Source organism: Photorhabdus australis DSM 17609, assembly GCF_000711895.1.
In the GTDB taxonomy this organism is placed as follows: Bacteria; Pseudomonadota; Gammaproteobacteria; order Enterobacterales; family Enterobacteriaceae; genus Photorhabdus; species Photorhabdus australis.
The window spans coordinates 1-18,485 of the sequence record NZ_JONO01000052.1 but is presented as its reverse complement, the minus strand read 5'-3'; the positions used below and the strand labels follow the sequence as shown (position 1 = coordinate 18,485).

General features: G+C 39.6%; 18 protein-coding genes and 1 tRNA gene. 12 read left to right on the top strand and 7 right to left on the bottom strand.

Features of this window, described 5'->3' with window-relative positions:
* Positions 1 to 144 precede the first annotated feature (144 nt).
* Entirely contained in the window at positions 145 to 987 is an 843-nt protein-coding gene (gene nfo, locus BO26_RS14580) for a deoxyribonuclease IV (RefSeq protein WP_036772559.1), read from the top strand.
* A 19-nt stretch (positions 988 to 1,006) separates the two neighbouring features.
* Here the strand turns inward: nfo and fruK are convergent, their stop codons facing one another.
* A complete protein-coding gene (fruK, locus tag BO26_RS14575) occupies positions 1,007 to 1,945 on the bottom strand; it encodes a 1-phosphofructokinase (RefSeq protein WP_036772556.1) in 939 nt (312 codons plus the stop codon).
* 217 nt (positions 1,946 to 2,162) lie between these two features.
* On the opposite strand from fruK, the gene BO26_RS14570 reads away from it, so the two are divergent.
* From BO26_RS14570 to yeiP, 3 genes are all read left to right on the top strand, one after another.
* Positions 2,163 to 2,582 carry a nucleotide triphosphate diphosphatase NUDT15 gene (locus BO26_RS14570; RefSeq protein ID WP_036772553.1) on the top strand — a complete coding sequence of 140 codons (420 nt, stop codon included), beginning with the start codon at positions 2,163 to 2,165 and terminating at the stop codon, positions 2,580 to 2,582.
* A gap of 117 nt (positions 2,583 to 2,699) precedes the next feature.
* Positions 2,700 to 3,959 carry a tryptophan permease gene (gene mtr / locus BO26_RS14565; RefSeq protein ID WP_036772550.1) on the top strand — a complete coding sequence of 420 codons (1,260 nt, stop codon included), beginning with the start codon at positions 2,700 to 2,702 and terminating at the stop codon, positions 3,957 to 3,959.
* A gap of 134 nt (positions 3,960 to 4,093) precedes the next feature.
* Complete coding sequence (yeiP, locus tag BO26_RS14560; protein WP_036772549.1) at positions 4,094 to 4,666, top strand: elongation factor P-like protein YeiP; 573 nt, start codon at positions 4,094 to 4,096, stop codon at positions 4,664 to 4,666.
* Between the two features lie 242 nt (positions 4,667 to 4,908).
* Here yeiP and BO26_RS14555 read toward each other — a convergent pair whose 3' ends face one another.
* On the bottom strand, positions 4,909 to 5,226 hold the full coding sequence (locus tag BO26_RS14555) for a hypothetical protein (protein WP_339374651.1): 318 nt from the start codon (positions 5,224 to 5,226) through the stop codon (positions 4,909 to 4,911).
* A gap of 402 nt (positions 5,227 to 5,628) precedes the next feature.
* On the opposite strand from BO26_RS14555, the gene BO26_RS14550 reads away from it, so the two are divergent.
* Together BO26_RS14550 and mepS are read left to right on the top strand one after the other, a co-directional pair.
* The gene (locus BO26_RS14550) at positions 5,629 to 6,333 is read left to right on the top strand and encodes a phosphatase PAP2 family protein (protein WP_036772546.1); all 705 of its coding nucleotides are present in this window, start codon (positions 5,629 to 5,631) and stop codon (positions 6,331 to 6,333) included.
* 359 nt (positions 6,334 to 6,692) lie between these two features.
* On the top strand, positions 6,693 to 7,283 hold the full coding sequence (gene mepS, locus BO26_RS14545) for a bifunctional murein DD-endopeptidase/murein LD-carboxypeptidase (protein WP_036772543.1): 591 nt from the start codon (positions 6,693 to 6,695) through the stop codon (positions 7,281 to 7,283).
* A gap of 75 nt (positions 7,284 to 7,358) precedes the next feature.
* Here mepS and BO26_RS14540 read toward each other — a convergent pair whose 3' ends face one another.
* From BO26_RS14540 to rsuA, 3 genes are all read right to left on the bottom strand, one after another.
* Positions 7,359 to 7,703 (bottom strand): YejG family protein, encoded by a 345-nt coding sequence (locus BO26_RS14540; RefSeq protein ID WP_036772540.1) that lies wholly within the window; start codon positions 7,701 to 7,703, stop codon positions 7,359 to 7,361.
* Between the two features lie 882 nt (positions 7,704 to 8,585).
* The gene (locus BO26_RS14535; protein ID WP_036772537.1) at positions 8,586 to 9,773 is read right to left on the bottom strand and encodes a Bcr/CflA family multidrug efflux MFS transporter; all 1,188 of its coding nucleotides are present in this window, start codon (positions 9,771 to 9,773) and stop codon (positions 8,586 to 8,588) included.
* A 43-nt stretch (positions 9,774 to 9,816) separates the two neighbouring features.
* Positions 9,817 to 10,518 (bottom strand): 16S rRNA pseudouridine(516) synthase RsuA, encoded by a 702-nt coding sequence (gene rsuA / locus BO26_RS14530; RefSeq protein ID WP_036772535.1) that lies wholly within the window; start codon positions 10,516 to 10,518, stop codon positions 9,817 to 9,819.
* 241 nt (positions 10,519 to 10,759) lie between these two features.
* Between rsuA and radD the strand changes: the two genes are divergently transcribed.
* Positions 10,760 to 12,517 (top strand): DNA repair helicase RadD, encoded by a 1,758-nt coding sequence (gene radD, locus BO26_RS14525; protein ID WP_036772532.1) that lies wholly within the window; start codon positions 10,760 to 10,762, stop codon positions 12,515 to 12,517.
* A gap of 153 nt (positions 12,518 to 12,670) precedes the next feature.
* Positions 12,671 to 12,955: a 50S ribosomal protein L25 gene (gene rplY / locus BO26_RS14520; RefSeq protein WP_036772530.1), complete on the top strand. Its 285-nt coding sequence runs from the start codon at positions 12,671 to 12,673 to the stop codon at positions 12,953 to 12,955.
* Between the two features lie 71 nt (positions 12,956 to 13,026).
* Here the strand turns inward: rplY and yejK are convergent, their stop codons facing one another.
* A complete protein-coding gene (gene yejK, locus BO26_RS14515) occupies positions 13,027 to 14,031 on the bottom strand; it encodes a nucleoid-associated protein YejK (RefSeq protein WP_036772528.1) in 1,005 nt (334 codons plus the stop codon).
* Between the two features lie 272 nt (positions 14,032 to 14,303).
* Here yejK and BO26_RS14510 point away from each other — a divergent pair, with 272 nt between their 5' ends.
* The 4 genes from BO26_RS14510 (at position 14,304) to BO26_RS14495 (ending at position 18,061) form a co-directional block, all read left to right on the top strand.
* Complete coding sequence (locus BO26_RS14510; RefSeq protein ID WP_036772527.1) at positions 14,304 to 14,531, top strand: YejL family protein; 228 nt, start codon at positions 14,304 to 14,306, stop codon at positions 14,529 to 14,531.
* Positions 14,532 to 14,564: 33 nt separating this feature from the next.
* On the top strand, positions 14,565 to 16,304 hold the full coding sequence (yejM, locus tag BO26_RS14505; protein WP_036772525.1) for an LPS biosynthesis-modulating metalloenzyme YejM: 1,740 nt from the start codon (positions 14,565 to 14,567) through the stop codon (positions 16,302 to 16,304).
* A 75-nt stretch (positions 16,305 to 16,379) separates the two neighbouring features.
* Positions 16,380 to 16,456 (top strand) — tRNA-Pro (locus tag BO26_RS14500).
* Between the two features lie 438 nt (positions 16,457 to 16,894).
* Positions 16,895 to 18,061: a glycosyltransferase family 4 protein gene (locus tag BO26_RS14495; protein WP_036772523.1), complete on the top strand. Its 1,167-nt coding sequence runs from the start codon at positions 16,895 to 16,897 to the stop codon at positions 18,059 to 18,061.
* Positions 18,062 to 18,173: 112 nt separating this feature from the next.
* On the opposite strand, the gene BO26_RS14490 is transcribed toward BO26_RS14495, so the two are convergent.
* Positions 18,174 to 18,485, bottom strand: a 312-nt coding sequence (locus BO26_RS14490; protein ID WP_036772522.1) for an ISAs1 family transposase, incomplete at its 5' end; no start/stop codon positions are given.

Below are 18,485 nucleotides of genomic sequence, written 5' to 3'. Positions count from 1 at the left end.
ATAACTCTGTGACTGGGGTGAGTGAGTGCAGCCAACAAAAAGAGGCAACTTGAAAGATAACAGGTATATAACCTTTTCGTTCTTAAGGTTCATTGACTGCCCGAACAATGACATAATGGAATATATAGTAGGAAGGAGAAAAATATGAAATTTGTTGGAGCGCATGTCAGCGCTGCTGGTGGAGTCGATCAAGCCGTCATTCGAGCACATGAATTGAAAGCCACTGCTTTTGCTCTGTTTACAAAAAATCAGCGCCAATGGAATGCACCACCGTTAACCGCTCATGTCATCGATAAATTTAAAGAAAATTGTGAACGCTATGGATATGGTAGCCGACAAATTCTCCCTCACGATAGTTATCTGATTAATCTGGGCCATCCAGAAATTGAAGCATTGGAAAAATCCAGGCTGGCTTTTATTGATGAAATGCAACGTTGTGAACAGCTAGGTATCGATTTACTGAATTTTCATCCTGGCAGTTACCTTAATAAGATAGATGTGGATCAGTGTCTGGCACGAATTGCAGAATCTATCAATATCGCTCTCAATAAAACCCAAAAAGTTACTGCGGTTATCGAAAATACGGCTGGTCAAGGCACAAACCTGGGCTTTAAATTTGAACATCTGGCGGCAATTATTGACAAAGTTGAAGATAAAAGCAGAGTTGGTGTCTGCATTGATACCTGTCACGCCTTTGCCGCTGGCTACGATTTACGTACAGAAAATGCTTGTAAACAGACTTTTCAGGAGTTCGAAAAAATTGTTGGCTTTCAGTATCTGTGCGGAATGCATTTAAATGATGCAAAAAGTGAATTTGCCAGCCGTGTTGACCGGCATCATAGCCTTGGGGAAGGTAATATTGGCAAAACACCTTTCAGCTATATTATGAAAGATATCCGTTTTGATGAAATTCCGCTGATCCTTGAAACGATTAATCCAGATATCTGGCCGCAAGAAATTGCCTGGCTAAAATCACAACAAAAGTAATTCTTCATTAAACAAAACATCATTTAATCGGTGCCAGTTCAATTCTAGCCATCATTGCGGCTAATTCAGGGCGATTGCTAATACCTACATTAGGCTGGCTAACTGCCAGTGCAGATACAGCCGTCGCCAATCGTAACGTATGTTCGCTGGATTCCCGCATCAGCAAACCATAAACCAAACCACCGACCATTGAATCACCCGCGCCAACAGTACTAACAACTTTACAAGGCGGTGGTTTTGCTAACCATGCTCCAGATGCATTAACCCATAATGCGCCCCGCTCACCTAAAGATATAACGACATGAGCTATTCCCAGGTCCCTAAGTTGATGTGCAGCCATGATGACATCGGATAAGCCAGGCAACAGTCGACCCGCCCAAATCTCAAGCTCATGAAGATTCGGTTTAACTAACCAGGGAGAGGCTTTTAACCCTGCAACTAATGCCTCACGGCTGCTGTCGAAAATAATGCAAGGACAAATCTGACGCAGGCGAGCCATCCAATCTGTAAAAGATTCAGCAGAAACCCCTGTAGGTAAGCTACCACTGACAACGACCATATCAAATTGTCCAAGCCATGAAAGTGAATCATTAAAAAATTTCAACCATTCGTTTTCGCTGACATAAAAACCAGAGAAATTGAAATCTGTCACCTCACTGTTTCTTTCTGTCAATTTGACATTAATTCGGGTTCTACCTGGTACTAAATAGAAACGATTTGTCATACCATTTTCACTGAAAAGTTGCTGAAATCCTTCCTGATTTTCCTTACCCAAAAAACCACTGACAGTAACGTCAATACCTAAATCACGCAGAACCTTAGCAACATTATTGCCTTTACCCGCAGCATGTAATCCGACCGTTTGCACACGATTAATTGTCCCTTTGGCGATTTCCGGACACAATCCAACCAAATCATAAGCTGGGTTCAAGGTAATAGTGGCAACTCTACGGCTCATTTTGCCCGGTGTCTCCTGAGTGGATAATTATTATGACTATTGAATTTTTCGTCCTATTTATATTACTTTATACCACTAAAATTGAATCGTTTCAGTTAAATTACTTATTTTCTTGCTCATTGTCTTAAGCTGACTTGCGCGTCAGAATAGTATCTAAGCTCTTTTTTCTTTAAAAGAGATATTAACTTATTGAAACTTAACTGAAGGAATATATTAAATGTCCGTAATTGTGGGTGTTGGCGTTGTTATTGTAAATGAGTATGGTCAAGTGTTATTTGGAAAACGTAGCGGTAAACATGCGCCATACTGGTCAATCTTTGGTGGTCATGTTGATGTCGGAGAAACTTTTGAACAATGCGCTATCCGTGAAATTAAAGAAGAAACGGGTTTGATAATACAATCCCCTAAAGTCTACGGTATTTGTAATAATCTTCAGACTTATCAACAGGAGGGAAAACATACTATTTCAGTGTGTTTATTAGCGAAACACCCAGGCGGCGAACCCAAATTGATGGAACCAGAAAAATGCGAACAACTTATGTGGTGCGATCCCGATAATCTCCCTGAACCTCACTTTGAAGCCAGCCGGAATGCAATAAAAATGTGGCAAGAGAATAGGTTTTACCTTATTAAATGAACTAACTTATATCATTAGTTTAATTTCAAATAATACTTTATGACACCTATTTACACTCCATACTCAAAAATGTATCTTTAAGCTAGTACAAAGATAACATACCCAGTAGGAGTTAATATGTCCACTGAGACAGCTCAGAGTTTAAAACGCCCTTCCATACTCGGGGGTACCATGATAATAGCCGGAACCACGGTTGGAGCCGGGATGTTCTCCATTCCAGTGGTGACTTCCGGTGTTTGGTTTACTGGCTCAATTATTCTGCTAATTTACACATGGACGTGTATGTATTTTTCCAGCTTAATGATTCTGGAAGCCAACCTGAACTATCCATCAGGAGCGAGTTTTCATACTATTGTTAAAGATTTACTCGGCAAAAAATGGAGTGCAATAAACGGTATCTCTATTACATTCGTTCTCTATACACTGACCTATGCCTATATTTCAGCCGGCGGCTCAATCATTGCCCACAATTTTGAAAATATTGTTCCAATATCACAGGCGAGTTCTGGCTTTATTTTTGCCTTTATCGTCGCGTTTATCGTCTGGTTATCAACTAAAGCTGTCGATCGTCTGAGCACAATTTTAATCGGTGGTATGGTTATTACCTTTTTCATGTCCATTGGTGGCATGTTTACAGAAGTTAAATCTGCAATCCTATTCAATCAAGGTGATGCCATATCAAACAATACGACAGAAAAGTATATGCCTTACGCTTTAGCTGCTCTGCCCTATTTACTTATTTCATTCGGATATCACGGTAATATTCCAAGCTTAGTAAAATATTATCATAAAGATATCAAGGCCGTTATTCGCAGTCTGTTATTTGGTGCGTTAATCGCATTAATTATTTATATCCTGTGGCAATATGTCATTCAGGGAAATATTCCCCGCGAAGCATTCAAACAGGTTATTGCTGATGGTGGGAATATAGGCGCTTTACTGAAACAAATGGATAATACAGCAAATAGTACAGCTGTCATCCAATTTCTTACTGCATTTTCTTATATGGCATTGGCCAGTTCATTCCTTGGTGTCTCTTTAGGATTATTTGATTACATAGCCGATCTTTTTAGCTTCAAAGATGACAGCATTGGCCGGTTGAAATCTGCATTAGTAACATTCATTCCACCTACAGCCCTGGCTTTGCCATTTCCAGACGGTTTTCTGTATGCCATCGGTTTTGCCGGATTAGCAGCAACTCTCTGGGCAGTTATTATTCCGGCACTTATGGCGCGAGCCAGTCGCCAACGCTTCCCCGAAGCCAATTACCGAGCACCAGGAGGGAAATTCCTTATTGGGTTTGTCATCCTATTTGGTTTGATAAATGCTATAGCTCATATTTTTGCCTCTTTTGAGCTATTACCAGTGTATCGTTGATATATAAAACATTCTTACTACAAACCCCAACGTAAAAAAACGCTGGGGTTTTTTAATCTCCCACTTGCCTAATTCCTTGACTACGAGTAATTTTGTCGCCGATTCTTCTCTCCCTGTTTTATGGAAGGTTACATATGGCTAAAGCCAACGAAATTAAACGCGGTACTGCTGTTACTTATAATGGTAAGTTACTGCTGGTTAAAGATATTGATATTCAATCACCAAGCGCTCGTGGTGCCAGTACATTATATAAAATGCGTTTCACCGACATCCGTACCGGGCAAAAAGTGGAAGAACGTTTCAAAGGAGATGATATCCTTGATACGATCAGCCTGACCCGCCGCAGCGTTAACTTTTCCTATATTGATGGCGATGAATATGTCTTTATGGATGATGAGGATTTCACACCTTATCATTTTAAAAAGGAACAAATCGAAGAAGAGCTGCTATTTATCCCTGAAGGTGGCCTGCCTGGTATGCAAGTTCTAACAATAGACGGACAGGTTATTGCCCTTGAACTTCCACAGACAGTCGATATGGTTATTGAAGAAACTGCCCCCGGAATTAAAGGTGCTTCTGCCAGCGCACGGACAAAACCCGCTAAAATGAGTACAGGTCTCACTGTTCAAGTGCCTGAATATATCAGTAGTGGTGAAAAAATTCGTATTCATATTGCAGAACGCCGCTATATGGGACGTTGTGATTAACAACATTAGCTAATTCTGAGTTGCACTGTATAAAACAGAGCAACTCACCTTCGCCCATATCATTACGAAAATCAGTTACCTGCTTTCCTTGATAACTTAGACATAAATCAATTGAATTCTCAAATAAAATGCAACTTAACCTATCATTATTTTTCTTTAATACAGTTCAAGAACAACAGATAAAATACCTAATCTTCTTCAATTAAGCACTGAAGCAATAATATTTAAATTTTTTCCTAACATCAATTATAGGAAATTGTAACAACGCCAATTTTTTCTTTTCTCTTTACCCACTTAATTTCGGTTACCCCAATTTGGTGAGGTAAATAAAAATAAATATCATGCTCTAGATCAAGTTTTCGTCGTTGAGTAATTTTATGTCCCTTTCGCCAACAAGTGGTATTAGCCCAGTTATCATGCCAATCAAAACGACACGGTGACTCAACAATTGCACCAGAGAAACGAATAACCCCTGAACTTGATATTACATCTGATTCACTACTGGCAAAACCTGGAATCATAAGAAAAAAACAACCAATAATCATCCGGAACATAGGCATAAAATCCCCGCCATAAGACAACATTATTTGCTTCAATTTCCAAAATTACTCTGGAAATCAGAAAAATTTATGAGGCCATGTTATTGGTAACGGCTATTTTCGGTGTTTATTTATGATTTTTAGCTTCCAGAGCTGATTAAAATATTTATATCTTTATATTAATTGATTTTCAGAGCTAACCTCTATCCAATTAAGAATTTTTAATTTTAAATATCACACATCCAACTCGATAAAAATCTATAGAATTAACCTGGAAAACTTATCAGAGCCAATAACCAGAAAGGGAAAAGCACAAAATAGATAAAAAAATCACCAGATATATTACCCAATATTTGTTATATTAACTTGCATATTGTGAACTTAGTTACTACTGAATTTTACTTTTAACAAAATAGGTATCCCATGACACGCAGTCACCCGTTTGCCATATTTACATTGAACCTATTGGGGGTCACTTTATTTCTTTCCTGGTATTTACCAGAGCATCATGGTTTTTGGTTAGAGATTGATTCTGCAATCTTTTATTTCTTTAACGAAAGATTGATACCTGACTCAAAATTCACAGAATTTGTGGCATTTGTGAATATCAGAGTTTTTGATGTAATTTCACTTTCTTGTATGGGATTACTTTATTACAGCGCATTCCGTAAGCAGAATTATCATGGAAAGCGCCGGTTATTCATAATTGGTCTGGTCATGCTGATAAGCGCAGTGACACTTAATCAAATCGGTCATCAGATCCCAGTCACTCGCCCAAGCCCGACATTAACATTTGATAATGTCAATCGCATTAGCGAAATGACCAAGCTAATGACAAAAGATGCCTCTGGCAATAGCTTTCCTGGCGATCATGGATTAATGCTACTGATTTTCAGCTGTTTTATCCTGCGCTATATCTCAGGTAAAATGTTCTCCATTGCATTACTTATCGTCGTCATATTTGCATTACCTCGTATCATGGCAGGAGCTCACTGGTTTACTGATATTGCAGTCGGCTCTTTATCCTTGGTTCTGATTGGAACAAGTTGGTTATTATTAACCCCATTAAGTGACATAATGGTTAACTGGCTGGATAAACTTCTGCCGCAAATTGGTCGTCCGGTTTAAAACTTTCTCATTCAGCTCCTTTTTTCTGAATAATATTGGGAAGATATTCAACCTTCCCAATTGCTCATAAGATCCACATAAAAAACATAAGCTAACAACATTCCTATTCTCTCGCCACTCAGTAATCTAATTTTTTGTAAATTATGCTACTAAATACTCGCCTTTTCCTGATTGTTTCGGTACTCTCGGTTTTGTATGACATTTATTGTGAATATCGTTATAAAACGTGGCATCTAGCGCGTTTTTACACCAAACGCGTTTTACTTAATTGTTTTTTCTAACACCAGGCTCCGAAGCGTTTGATATTTTTCAATAATAGCGATCAACTAAGGTAAGGATAGCAAGGGAAAACAAGAATAATGGTCAAGCCTCAACCGGCACTGAGATACACTACGCGGCTGATACCCGCGCTGTTCGTGACAATGACGTTATCCGCGTGCAGTTCACCAGATTCTTCAAAGTTTCGCAATGCACAAACTGATACTCATGCAGTAAATGGTAAGAACGGTTTCTTACTGCAAGCGTCTCAGGATGAATTCGAAGCGCTGGTTCGCAATCTGGATATAAAATCTAAAATCCTGAGTCAATACAATGGCTGGAAAGGTGTTGCCTATCGGCTTGGGGGTAATACCAAACGCGGTATAGATTGCTCTGCCTTTGTTCAACGTACTTTCCGTGATCAATTTGGCATGGAACTGCCCCGTTCAACATCTGAGCAACAAAACATTGGTAGAAAAATCGACCGCTCAAAATTACGTCCTGGTGATTTGGTTCTGTTTAAGACTGGTGCCCGCACAAGGCATATTGGCATCTATGTTGGCAATGACCAATTTGTTCACGCCTCCACCAGCAATGGTGTGATTGTTTCCAGGTTAAGCAGCACATACTGGAGTAAACGTTATTATGGTGGCCGCCGGGTCATCAGTAGTAACATGATGCCTAACGGTTAAAAACATCTTTTCCCTTGCATACAAAAAAGCGCTTCCAACAAAGGAAGCGCCTTTCTTCTCTTCTGTTGTTTATAGTCAGAATGGATAAAGTGCTGTTATCTTTTCAGCAATTGCTGCACCAAGAGTCTTCAAACGGCACATAACAGCACTTTCATCTTCACTATCAACAAACAAGCATGGCTGGCCTTCCCATTCAATCACAGTGCTTCCAATTTGCATATCAGCGAGTGACTGCTGTAATTTCTGCATAACATTCCACGCAGCCGCATCTTCGTGGCTGAGTAGTTTCAACCCCATCAGGCTACTTTTTACATTTACTTCATCAACCGGGAGTGGTTCAACTTTGATACCCACAAGACCAGGTGACCATCTGTAACTTTGCGGTAGTCGATGTACCACCGAAAGCTGAATATTATTCACGAATTATTCCTACCTGAAAGAAACATAAATAAATAAAGTTAAAGTTAGCGACTATCTTCAGGTGTTCTACTCGCCAAAACCGAATAACTAACCCCCCAAAAGGTAAACAAAAAGTTAAATTTGTGTTTATAGTATTACATTAATTTCAAACTTCACCGTAGAAAAAATGCGATCAATCTCGCATTTTACATATATTTATACTTTTTTTGAGGAAAACTCAACTTTTTTTTATGCAAAAAAATAACCACATGTTTAATAATTATTTACATATTTTATTTTTTCAACTCATGCCATTAACATAAAAATCAAACAAGAACTATAAAAATAAATCAATAACAACGTGTTCTATAAGGAAAAATTAATCATAACCTAATGATAACGTGCTTCAACATTTTTTGTTTTAACATAATATTAACACTCAATTCATAATTATAACCAATGGATTGATAGGCATTTATTATCAGAATCTGATAGTTCGGAATTTCCTTATATTGAGAGATCTGCCCTTATCTCCATCAATAAAAAACAAGATATAAGAAACAACAAAATACAACATAACTTCACCACCTTAGAAATAAACCGGTTCAATCATAGAAAGCCGATCACTCAATTCCCAAATAACCACTGATATTCAGGAACCTGCCAAATGATTCCCTTGGTAATATTATGGTTTTTAATGATGATTTTAGTGATGCAGAAAATGCTTTTAATATTAAATGGCTAATACCATTTCATTATCTAATGTTAGACTTTAGAATAACATGGCATGACACAATACATTGATATTATTGATAAATTTAACAGAAATCAGATTATTCCCCATCTCGCTAATCAGGAATACATAGATAAGGAAAAGGCTGCACATAACACAGCCTTATATTTTTATTTAAGACCTTTTCTTGCATAGGTGATCAGTAACATAGCTGAAATAACACATAAGACCATAGAGCCAACCATTGGCCAGGCATTATATGCTGGCAACATAGCAAGTAATGCTCCAACGAAGGCACTAATCCCAAAACGAACTGTACCTGCCAATGAAGATACCGTTCCGGCCATATGTGGGTAATCATCTAAAATCACCGCCATTGCATTGGATGTAATCATAGAAATACCGCATATATAAGCTGCAACACCTATGACCAGAGCAGCAAAGCCAAAATTGAGTGCGGTAGACAATAACAACCAAATCCCCATCACAAACTGCACTTTCAAACCAAAATTCATCATTCTCAGCGCCCCAAAGCGCCGTACATAGCGGCTATTTATCGTCGTCATCACAAACAGAAACACGATATTAAGCGCAAAGTAATAACCAAAGTTCTGAGGAGATACACCATTTAACTCAATATAAACAAATGGCCCTGCACTGAGAAAAGAGAACATTCCCGCAAATGAAAAGCCACTGGCAAGCATGTAGCAAAACACGCGACGCTGGCGGAATAACATAATAAATTGACTGATGGTTGTGCGAAGGTGAAACCTTTGTCTTTTCTCTTTCGGTAAAGTCTCTTTTATAAAGAGAACAACAAGAAATGCAGCAATAACAGAAGTAATCGCAATACTCCAGAAAATAGCATGCCATGAGAACCAAATCATCATCATACCGCCAAGAATCGGGGCAATTAATGGCGCAATAGTCATCACCAATACCACAAAAGACATGCTGCGCGAAAATTCATCTTTCGTGAACACATCCCGCATCAAAGCATTGATAACAACACCCGCAGCAGCAGCGGAAAACCCATGTAAGAAACGCATATAAATAAAATCGTCAATATTCTGAGCCATTGCACACGCAACTGAAGCCAAAGCAAATACAATAACTCCCCCCAGAATAACTGGTTTACGTCCCAAACTGTCAGCCATTGGGCCATATACTATCTGACCGATAGCAAAACCCAGAATATAACTGCTCAGTGTCATCTGAACCTGTCCGTTATCCACACCGAAATCCCTGGCAACAGTTGGCAAACTGGGTAAATACATGTCAATGGCAAGAGGCATTAACATAGAAAGAAGCCCAAGGATTAAAATCAACCCCAAATAGGATAAGCGTTGTTGTTGCACGCGTATTGCTCCAATAATTTAAAATGATTAACCAAAGTTAGGCTTAAGGAACAGTAATGCTGGCAACTTCTTGCTCAGTTAACGGTCGGTATTCCCCAGGTTCCAGAGCAGGATCTAAGATAATTTCACCAATTCGTTCACGATGAAGTTCTGTCACCCGGTTGCCTACTGCTGCAAACATACGTTTTACCTGATGATAGCGTCCTTCACTAATCGTCAGGCGGGCTACTTGAGGTTCCAGAATTTCCAGTTTGGCCGGTTTTGTCAGCGTTTTTTCACCATTAAGTTGAACACCCGTAAAAAACTTACCTGCTGTCCCTTCTGCAACTGGATATTCAAGTGTTACCAGATAGGTCTTCTCACAATGGTGTTTGGGGGAAGTAATACGGTGAGACCATTGACCATCATCAGTCAACAAGACCAGACCAGTAGTATCCATATCTAGCCTGCCAGCTGTATGTAATTTATGTGCTGCCTGCTCATCAATAAAATAGAGAACCGTCGGGTTCACTGGATCATCCGTAGAACAGACATACCCTGATGGTTTATTCAACATAAAATAACGGGGTCCTTGCTGCTGTTTCAGTAATGAACCATCAAACATGATTTGTTGTTCTGGCGTTATTTTATAAGCTCCGGTTTTTATAATCTCATCATCAACAGTAATACGCCCCGCGCGCAACTCGCGCCCCACGTCATTCCGGCTGATACCAAGCTGTTGTGACAGAAATTTATCCAATCGCATGGATGAAGACACCTGTATTAAATTAATTCAAAAATAAATATGACTCTACTATCTTGGCACCACAACGCAGAGCCACCAAAAAAGAAGAATATGAAAGTAAATTTAAAATATTTTCATGCTAATCATAACTATGTTTACTATAAACAACAATTATCTTCTCTCACTTCTATCCACAGTAAACTTATCGGATTATCGGAAAAATGTTACCCTCTTACGAGTGTTTTTCTGTTACAGAGCAAATATGACTTTTACTTTACGTCCTTACCAGCAAGAAGCAGTGGATGCCACTATCAATCACTTCCGGTACCATCATGAGTCCGCAGTTATAGTGCTACCCACTGGAGCAGGTAAAAGCCTGGTTATTGCTGAACTGGCAAAATTGGCCCGAGGGAGAGTATTAGTACTGGCTCATGTAAAAGAATTGGTTGCACAGAACCACAGCAAATATTGCGCTTATGGGTTACAAGCAGATATTTTTTCCGCCGGATTACAACAGAAACAAAGCTCAGGAAAGGTCGTATTTGGCAGCGTGCAATCTGTCGCCCGCAATCTTGAACATTTTGATAATCAATTTTCCTTACTGATAATCGATGAATGCCATCGTATCAGTGATGATGAAAACAGTCAGTACCAGCAAATTATTCATCACCTTCGACAACATAATCCACAACTACGTATTCTTGGATTAACCGCAACACCATACAGACTGGCCATCGGCTGGATATATCACTATCACTATCACGGTATGATCCGTGGTGACGAAAATAGTTTTTTCCGTGATTGCATATACGAATTGCCCCTGCGTTATATGATTAAACATGGTTTCCTGGTGCCACCACAGCGGCTGGATATGCCAGTTATGCAATATGATTTCAATCAGGTCCGCTCCAGTCAGCAAGGTATTTTTAATGAAACTGATTTAAATCGTGAAATCAAACGACAAAAACGCATCACACCTCATATTATCAAACAAATTATTGAATATTCCGCTGATCGCAAAGGGATTATGCTTTTTGCTGCCACTGTCGAACACGCTAAAGAGATTCTTCAATTACTCCCTTCTGGTCAAGCTGCCTTAGTCAGTGCCGACACATTAACCTCCGATCGTGATTTGTTTATCGAAGCCTTTAAAGCTCAACAATTGCGTTACATGGTTAACGTTGCCGTATTGACCACCGGATTTGATGCACCTCATGTCGATTTGATCGCAATCCTGCGTCCGACTGAATCCGTCAGCCTGTATCAACAGATTATTGGCCGAGGTCTGAGATTATTCCCGGGCAAAAAAGATTGCCTTATTCTTGATTACGCAGGGAATCCCCACGATCTCTACACACCGGAAATAGGTAACCATAAACCAAATAAACAAAGCCAGCCAGTTCAAGTATTCTGCCCTATCTGCAACTTTGCCAATATATTCTGGGGAAAATGCACCTCCGATGGTGAAGTTATAGAGCATTTTGGACGCCGTTGTCAGGGTTGGGAAGCGGATCAACATGGCAAGCGACACCAATGCAACTTCCGTTTTCGCTTTAAACTATGTCCCCATTGTGGTGCTGAAAATGACATTGCGGCACGACGTTGTCATAGTTGCCAGGAGGTGCTGGTCGATCCCGACGATATGCTGAAAGCAGCATTGAAACTCAAAGATGCGCTGGTACTCCGTTGTGGTGGTATGCAACTTATCCCTGGAATTGACAGCAAAGGAGAATGGTTAAAAATCACCTACTATGATGAAGATGGCGCTGACGTTTCCGAACGTTTTCGGCTGACAACCTCAGCCCAACGACTGGCCTTTCAGCATCAATTTCTCCGCTATCATCAACGTGCTCCCGCTGTACCTTTTAACTGGAAAACAGCCTCAGAAATTGTTCAGCAGCAATCCTTGTTACGTCACCCAGATTTCGTTATCGCCCGTAAAAAAGGCCAATTCTGGCAGATCCGTGAAAAAATCTTTGACTATCAAGGACGTTTCCGACGAGCAGATGAATTGTATTAATATGTTCAAGATCGACGTATTCCATTTGCTGTAACTGCCATTTTTCGCTAGAATGCCGCCCGTTTAACGCTACGTTAAGCCAAATCTCGAGCCTGCTGCTGGGTCGCCTGAAGCAGGATTTATTTTCCTCTTAAGTGAGAAAGAGAAAAAATAATGTTTACTATTAATGCAGAAGTACGTAAAGAGCAGGGTAAGGGTGCGAGCCGCCGCCTGCGCAGAGCTAACAAGTTCCCCGCTATCGTATACGGTGGCAACCAAGAACCTGTTTCTATCGAGCTGGATCACGATAAAGTTATCAATATGGAACACAAAGCAGAATTTTATAGCGAAATTCTGACTCTGGTTATTGATGGTAAAGAAACTAAAGTTAAAGTGCAGGCTGTACAGCGCCATCCATTTAAGCCAAAACTGGCGCACATTGACTTCCTGCGTGCTTAATTAGCCACAGTCGAGCTTTTCGGGACGCCGAGTAAATAACGCCGCATTTGCGGCGTTATTTATTTCTGGTATCAGTGTCCGCCACTACGACGCTGTAATTGATCACGTAAATTGGGTGGCGTCCCTTTAATTGTTAAAGTATCCGTCACCGGGTCCCAAAAAATTCTTTCACCAAATAACATTGCATCAAAATTAATTGTCAATCCGCCACCGCTGCCGGCAAATTTAGTCAACTGGCGCAATGTACTGCGATCTGCCGGGAAACTCTCTTCCAGTTCATATCCCTGTTCCTGAGAAAATTGCTGAAAACTCTGTTCGCCAAGTGTGGGTAATTCCTGGGATAATTCCTTGAGTTCAATTTCTTCTCCCGCCTGCAATTGCTCATTGCAATAACTATATACCTGCTGGCGATATGACTGACGTTCATTTTTATCAAGCTGGCCAAATTCACAATAATCATCAACTGCCTGTAATAAGCCTTTATTCTGTACCTTAGCATTCATACCTTCACTGGCAGCGAGAAAGTCCATAAAAAAATCTGAAACCTTACGTCCTACTCGTCCTTTCAGAAAGGTTAAATAACGACTTGACTCAGAATTGGTTTCCCACTCAGTCAAATCTACACGTGCAACAATATCAGCATGAGGAATATCCAGATAATGCGTGGTATTCAAATCTAAATTATCGTTAACAGACATACTGTTACAGCTATTAAGTACAGCAATTAATAAATACTCTACCGCCAAATAACGATACTGACAGAATAGGACCGTCCCACCTTCAGCAAACGGATATTTAGCCAGTTCATCCCTCAAACGTGCCGTTGCTGCGCGACTAAATCCAAGAAAATCTTCATTACCCTTGCGTTGATGTCTAAGAGCTTCTGCTAATTCACTCTCTTCATTAAATAAGCCATACGCTTTGCTTTTTGCGCTGTATACACGATGTAATTCAGCCATCATATCTTCCACCACTTGATCGGTGGCGAGCAGAGAATCACGCAGCACGACATCTAGCGTCTGTTCATCACGCTTGATTAGTTGATGCAAGGCAATTTGGTCTATTTGTAGACTCATTCTTTCCACTCCTTTCTCTGCTTACTTCATTCACTTTTAACGGCGTATTCAAACACTGATAACAAGTTGCTGCAATAAAAAAACCGGGGAAAAATCGCGTTTCACCATGTATTATCCGCTACTATTTACCGGCAACGCCCCCAAAATTGCTAAAGACGTCCTAATTATTACAACATAATATTAACCATGAATTAATTTGCTATAAAAGGGCAGAAAATCACTCACCTATACGGTAAGATAGTGTGCTTTGTTAGTTCAGGAAGTTTAAATTTATGCCACAGTCATCCCGTTACAGTGACGAACACGTTGAACGTTTATTAACAGAATTAGTAAGTGTTCTGGAAAAAAACCACACACCAACAGATCTTTCTCTGATGGTACTGGGCAATATGGTAACAAATTTAATCAATACGAGTGTGTCCCCGGCACAACGCAGACATATAGCCGACTCGTTTGCACACGCGCTTAAATCTTCAGTAAACGAAGATAAAGCTCATTAATTTTTAACTAAAGACCAAAACGTAAACAAAATTATGGTGACTAGCCGCCAGCGTTATCGAGAAAAAGTTTCCCAGATGATTAGCTGGGGGCATTGGTTTGCCTTATTCAATATCCTGCTCAGCCTTGGATTAGGCAGCCGTTACCTGTTTATTTCTGACTGGCCGGGCTCACTGTTCGGTCGGATCTATGCTTTGGTCAGTTGGCTTGGGCACTTCAGTTTTATTGTCTTCGCTACTTATCTGCTAATTCTGTTTCCACTGACATTTATTGTCATGTCACAGCGCCTGCTAAGATTTCTTTCAGCTATTTTCGCCACAGCCGGGTTAACACTGTTGATATTTGACAGCGCGGTGTACAACCGTTTCCACCTTCACCTTACACCTTTAGTTTGGGATCTGGTGATCAATCCTGATCAGGGGGAATTGGCACGGGAATGGCAATTGATGTTTATCTGTATCCCAGTCATTTTTCTGGTACAGATGTTATTTGGTACCTGGAGTTGGCAGAAACTACGTAGTCTGAATCGGCAACGGTTTGGTAAGCCATTGGCGGCGGTTTTCATATCTGCTTTTCTGGCTTCCCATCTGATGTATATCTGGTCTGATGCTAATTTTTACCGGCCAATAACTATGCAACGCTCTAACCTACCGCTCTCTTATCCAATGACAGCGCGTAAATTTCTTGAAAAACATGGTCTGTTGGATCAGAAAGAATATCAGCGCCGCATTATGCAACAGGGTGATCCTGCTGCTTTATCTGTTGAATATCCACTGAATAATCTGACTTATCAGGATCAAGGAAGTGGATACAATCTATTAATACTCGTTGTTGACGGGCTGGATAATAAAGATATTACCGAAAATATGCCTGTTCTCTCTCGTTTTAAAGAAACCAGCATTCAGTTCAATCAGCATTTCAGTACTGGTATTCAAAATGATACCGCCTTGTTCGGGTTATTTTATGGTATTTCTTCTGGCTATCTGGATGGAATACTTGCTGGGCGTAAATCATCAGCGCTGTTCAATGCACTGACTCATCAAGGATATCAATTTGGGTTATTCTCCTCAGAAGGGTTTAAAACTCCGCTTTATCGTCAGGCATTGCTTTCCGACTATTCATTACCTATTGCAGTCAACCAAAGCAACCAACTTACGGTAGAACAATGGCAACAATGGCTGAATTTACCCAATACTAGCACCCCATGGTTTTCTTTACTGAAGATGAATGGATTGGATAAAGCTGCTGAACCCGTTGACAAATCAGCGCTGGATAACCAAATCCACACTGTATTAGAAACACTGAAGAACAAAAACGCCCTGAATAATACGGTAATTATCATTACCGCTGACCATAGTGAAATAACAGCTACCCATCCACCTAAGTGGATAAATAATGATAAATTCAATCGTGTTCAAATGCAGGTTCCTCTGCTTATTCACTGGCCAGACACTCCACCACAGACAATCGACAAATTGACGAGTCATCAGGACGTCATGACAACATTAATGCAACGCTTGTTGCATGTTCGTAATTCTCCTGCTGATTATTCTCAAGGTGAAGACCTGTTTACAGCACAACGCGACAACCCATGGATTATTACTGGTGATAATGGTTCTCTAATCATTATCACCAACGAAAACACCCTGTTTCTGGATAAAAACGGAGACTATTACCTGTATGACCTCGAAGGTAACGAAGTCAAAGATGCTAAACCCAATCTGGCACAGCTGTTACAGATACTAACAGAGGTTAAACATTTTATAGCCAATTAAATGCTTAAAAATCAATCGGTCACGAAATTCAGTACTTGCTTTTAGATAAAAAATCAGTACTATAATACAAATTATCGGCATGTAGCGCAGCTTGGTAGCGCACCGTCATGGGGTGTCGGGGGTCGGAGGTTCAAATCCTCTCATGCCGACCAAATTTCCCTAGAAAAACCAACCAATTGCGGTTGGTTTTTTTATGTCTGAAATTTGCCAGGTGTAAAATGGTCAACAGAAAGTAGGAAAGGCAAAAGCCCGCTAACGTTGAGAGGAATTTTGTTGTTGACCAAAGAAGAGAGGCGTGAAACTTCTTTTTTCTTACTGGTTTTCTCGGTAATTTCTATTTGAAATCCATTAGAATAATTAATTTCTTTATCGTCATTTTCTCAATTTCCTCTCTTCTTAAATACAACCCTCACTTTATACCAACCTGAAGCGGAAAGAATTTGCTGATTCCACTAATGGGATAGAGGAGTAGAAAAAAGCTTCATTTTGGACTGCATACATGAGATCAAATGGTATACTTATTGTTGTAAGCCATTTTGGAAGACGCCATATCTTACCAGGATAAGTAAAAAATTATAGAGGAATTTTTAATGAGTATGAGTAGTAAAAGTAAAATTAAAGTAGGATTAATTGTTGACGAATTCTTTGGTGCTGCGGATACTCGGTTCGGAGGATATGGTTATTTAGCACGCAATTATATTGCAAAATACTTACCAAATAAGGATTTTGAATTCGAGGTACTATTAGGTAAGGGTAAAAGCCATTTTTTTGCAGAAAAATATACTGTAGACAATGTTTCTCTTTATCGACTACCACGTAGAAAATGGTTTGCACGCCAGTGGTTAAAAAACAAAAACTACGATATTTACTTTAGTGTTGAATTAACCTATAAACACGTTATAGAAAATGAACCCAGTAAAGATAAAAAACTAATATTATGGATTCAAGATCCCCGTCCAATGTATGAATGGGATGAGATTTTTACTGTAAAACTCTTTCCTGAAACATCATATTATGACCAAAATATTTACGATTTAGTTCATGATTGGTATCAGCAAGGCAGAGTGAAATTCATATCACAAGCGTATTGCCTGAATGATAAAGCTAAAGATTTATATAAATTAGATCCGAATGTTAAGATTGAATATGTTCCAAACCCCATTGATATTGACGAAACATTCGACATAGCCACACATCGAAAAAAGGATATGATTATCTTCTTAGGACGAATTGCGTCTGTAAAACGTGGCTGGTTATTCTGTGAAATTGCAAAAAAAATGCCTGAATATGATTTTTATGTTTTAGGGAGAGTATACAGAGACGACGATAAAAATCACGAAATAATAGCAGGCTATAAAAATATTGAGAACCTCCACTTTATTGGTCATATTGAAGGTAAACAAAAGGATGCAATTTTACGTGATGCAAAAATATTAGTTAACACTTCAATTCACGAAGCTTTACCCGTTTCTTTCCTTGAAGCATTATCATTCGGTACCTTACTTGTTAGTAACCGCAATCCTGATGATCTAACATCTAAATTTGGCATTCATGTGGGTAATGTTTTAGGAGATGGTTTTGATAAAGTAGATTTATTTGTCTCAGCAATCCGTGAATTAATGCAAGATGATATCAAAAGACAAGAAATTGCAAAACAAGCCATTGACTATATTAAAAAACACCATAGTAATAATGATTTCATTTCTAAAGCCCATCAGATTATAAAAAATGAAGTAGATGGCTGGAAAAAATATTAAAAATTGAACATGGCCTATCTGTCCAGGCCATTATTCATTCAAAGAACCCATGCCCTGGATACTCTGGCATTAGACCCTTGATATCAGGGTGGGATTCCACTTTGTATTTAATTTAATCAAAGATAAGTTGACTACGGAATTCCCCTGACCAAATGGCTCTTCGACGTTTAGCCGCCTGACTGTCTTTTATACTGGTATTCTGTTTAATCACATTTAATGCAATTCGGTTAAAAAGCGCCATTTGTGCAGCCCCATCAGGATCTTTGAGTGAGATAGCATCTTCTCGAAAAGTGACATCTAATACCCAATGCAGCTCGTTTTCTACCGACCAGTGCCTTCTTATTGCCTTAGCCACGATTTCCGCCTCCAACGGTAGCGAGCTGACATACCAGCGTGAATCACGATGGGGAGGCTGGCCTTTTAC

Excerpts from the sequence above, each read along its gene's own strand:
- nfo (WP_036772559.1), top strand. The coding sequence starts at position 145 with ATGAAATTTGTTGGAGCGCATGTCAGCGCTGCTGGTGGAGTCGATCAA.
- fruK (WP_036772556.1), bottom strand. The coding sequence starts at position 1,945 with ATGAGCCGTAGAGTTGCCACTATTACCTTGAACCCAGCTTATGATTTG.
- BO26_RS14570 (WP_036772553.1), top strand. The coding sequence starts at position 2,163 with ATGTCCGTAATTGTGGGTGTTGGCGTTGTTATTGTAAATGAGTATGGT.
- mtr (WP_036772550.1), top strand. The coding sequence starts at position 2,700 with ATGTCCACTGAGACAGCTCAGAGTTTAAAACGCCCTTCCATACTCGGG.
- yeiP (WP_036772549.1), top strand. The coding sequence starts at position 4,094 with ATGGCTAAAGCCAACGAAATTAAACGCGGTACTGCTGTTACTTATAAT.
- BO26_RS14555 (WP_339374651.1), bottom strand. The coding sequence starts at position 5,226 with ATGCCTATGTTCCGGATGATTATTGGTTGTTTTTTTCTTATGATTCCA.
- BO26_RS14550 (WP_036772546.1), top strand. The coding sequence starts at position 5,629 with ATGACACGCAGTCACCCGTTTGCCATATTTACATTGAACCTATTGGGG.
- mepS (WP_036772543.1), top strand. The coding sequence starts at position 6,693 with ATGGTCAAGCCTCAACCGGCACTGAGATACACTACGCGGCTGATACCC.
- rsuA (WP_036772535.1), bottom strand. The coding sequence starts at position 10,518 with ATGCGATTGGATAAATTTCTGTCACAACAGCTTGGTATCAGCCGGAAT.
- radD (WP_036772532.1), top strand. The coding sequence starts at position 10,760 with ATGACTTTTACTTTACGTCCTTACCAGCAAGAAGCAGTGGATGCCACT.
- rplY (WP_036772530.1), top strand. The coding sequence starts at position 12,671 with ATGTTTACTATTAATGCAGAAGTACGTAAAGAGCAGGGTAAGGGTGCG.
- yejK (WP_036772528.1), bottom strand. The coding sequence starts at position 14,031 with ATGAGTCTACAAATAGACCAAATTGCCTTGCATCAACTAATCAAGCGT.
- BO26_RS14510 (WP_036772527.1), top strand. The coding sequence starts at position 14,304 with ATGCCACAGTCATCCCGTTACAGTGACGAACACGTTGAACGTTTATTA.
- yejM (WP_036772525.1), top strand. The coding sequence starts at position 14,565 with ATGGTGACTAGCCGCCAGCGTTATCGAGAAAAAGTTTCCCAGATGATT.
- BO26_RS14495 (WP_036772523.1), top strand. The coding sequence starts at position 16,895 with ATGAGTATGAGTAGTAAAAGTAAAATTAAAGTAGGATTAATTGTTGAC.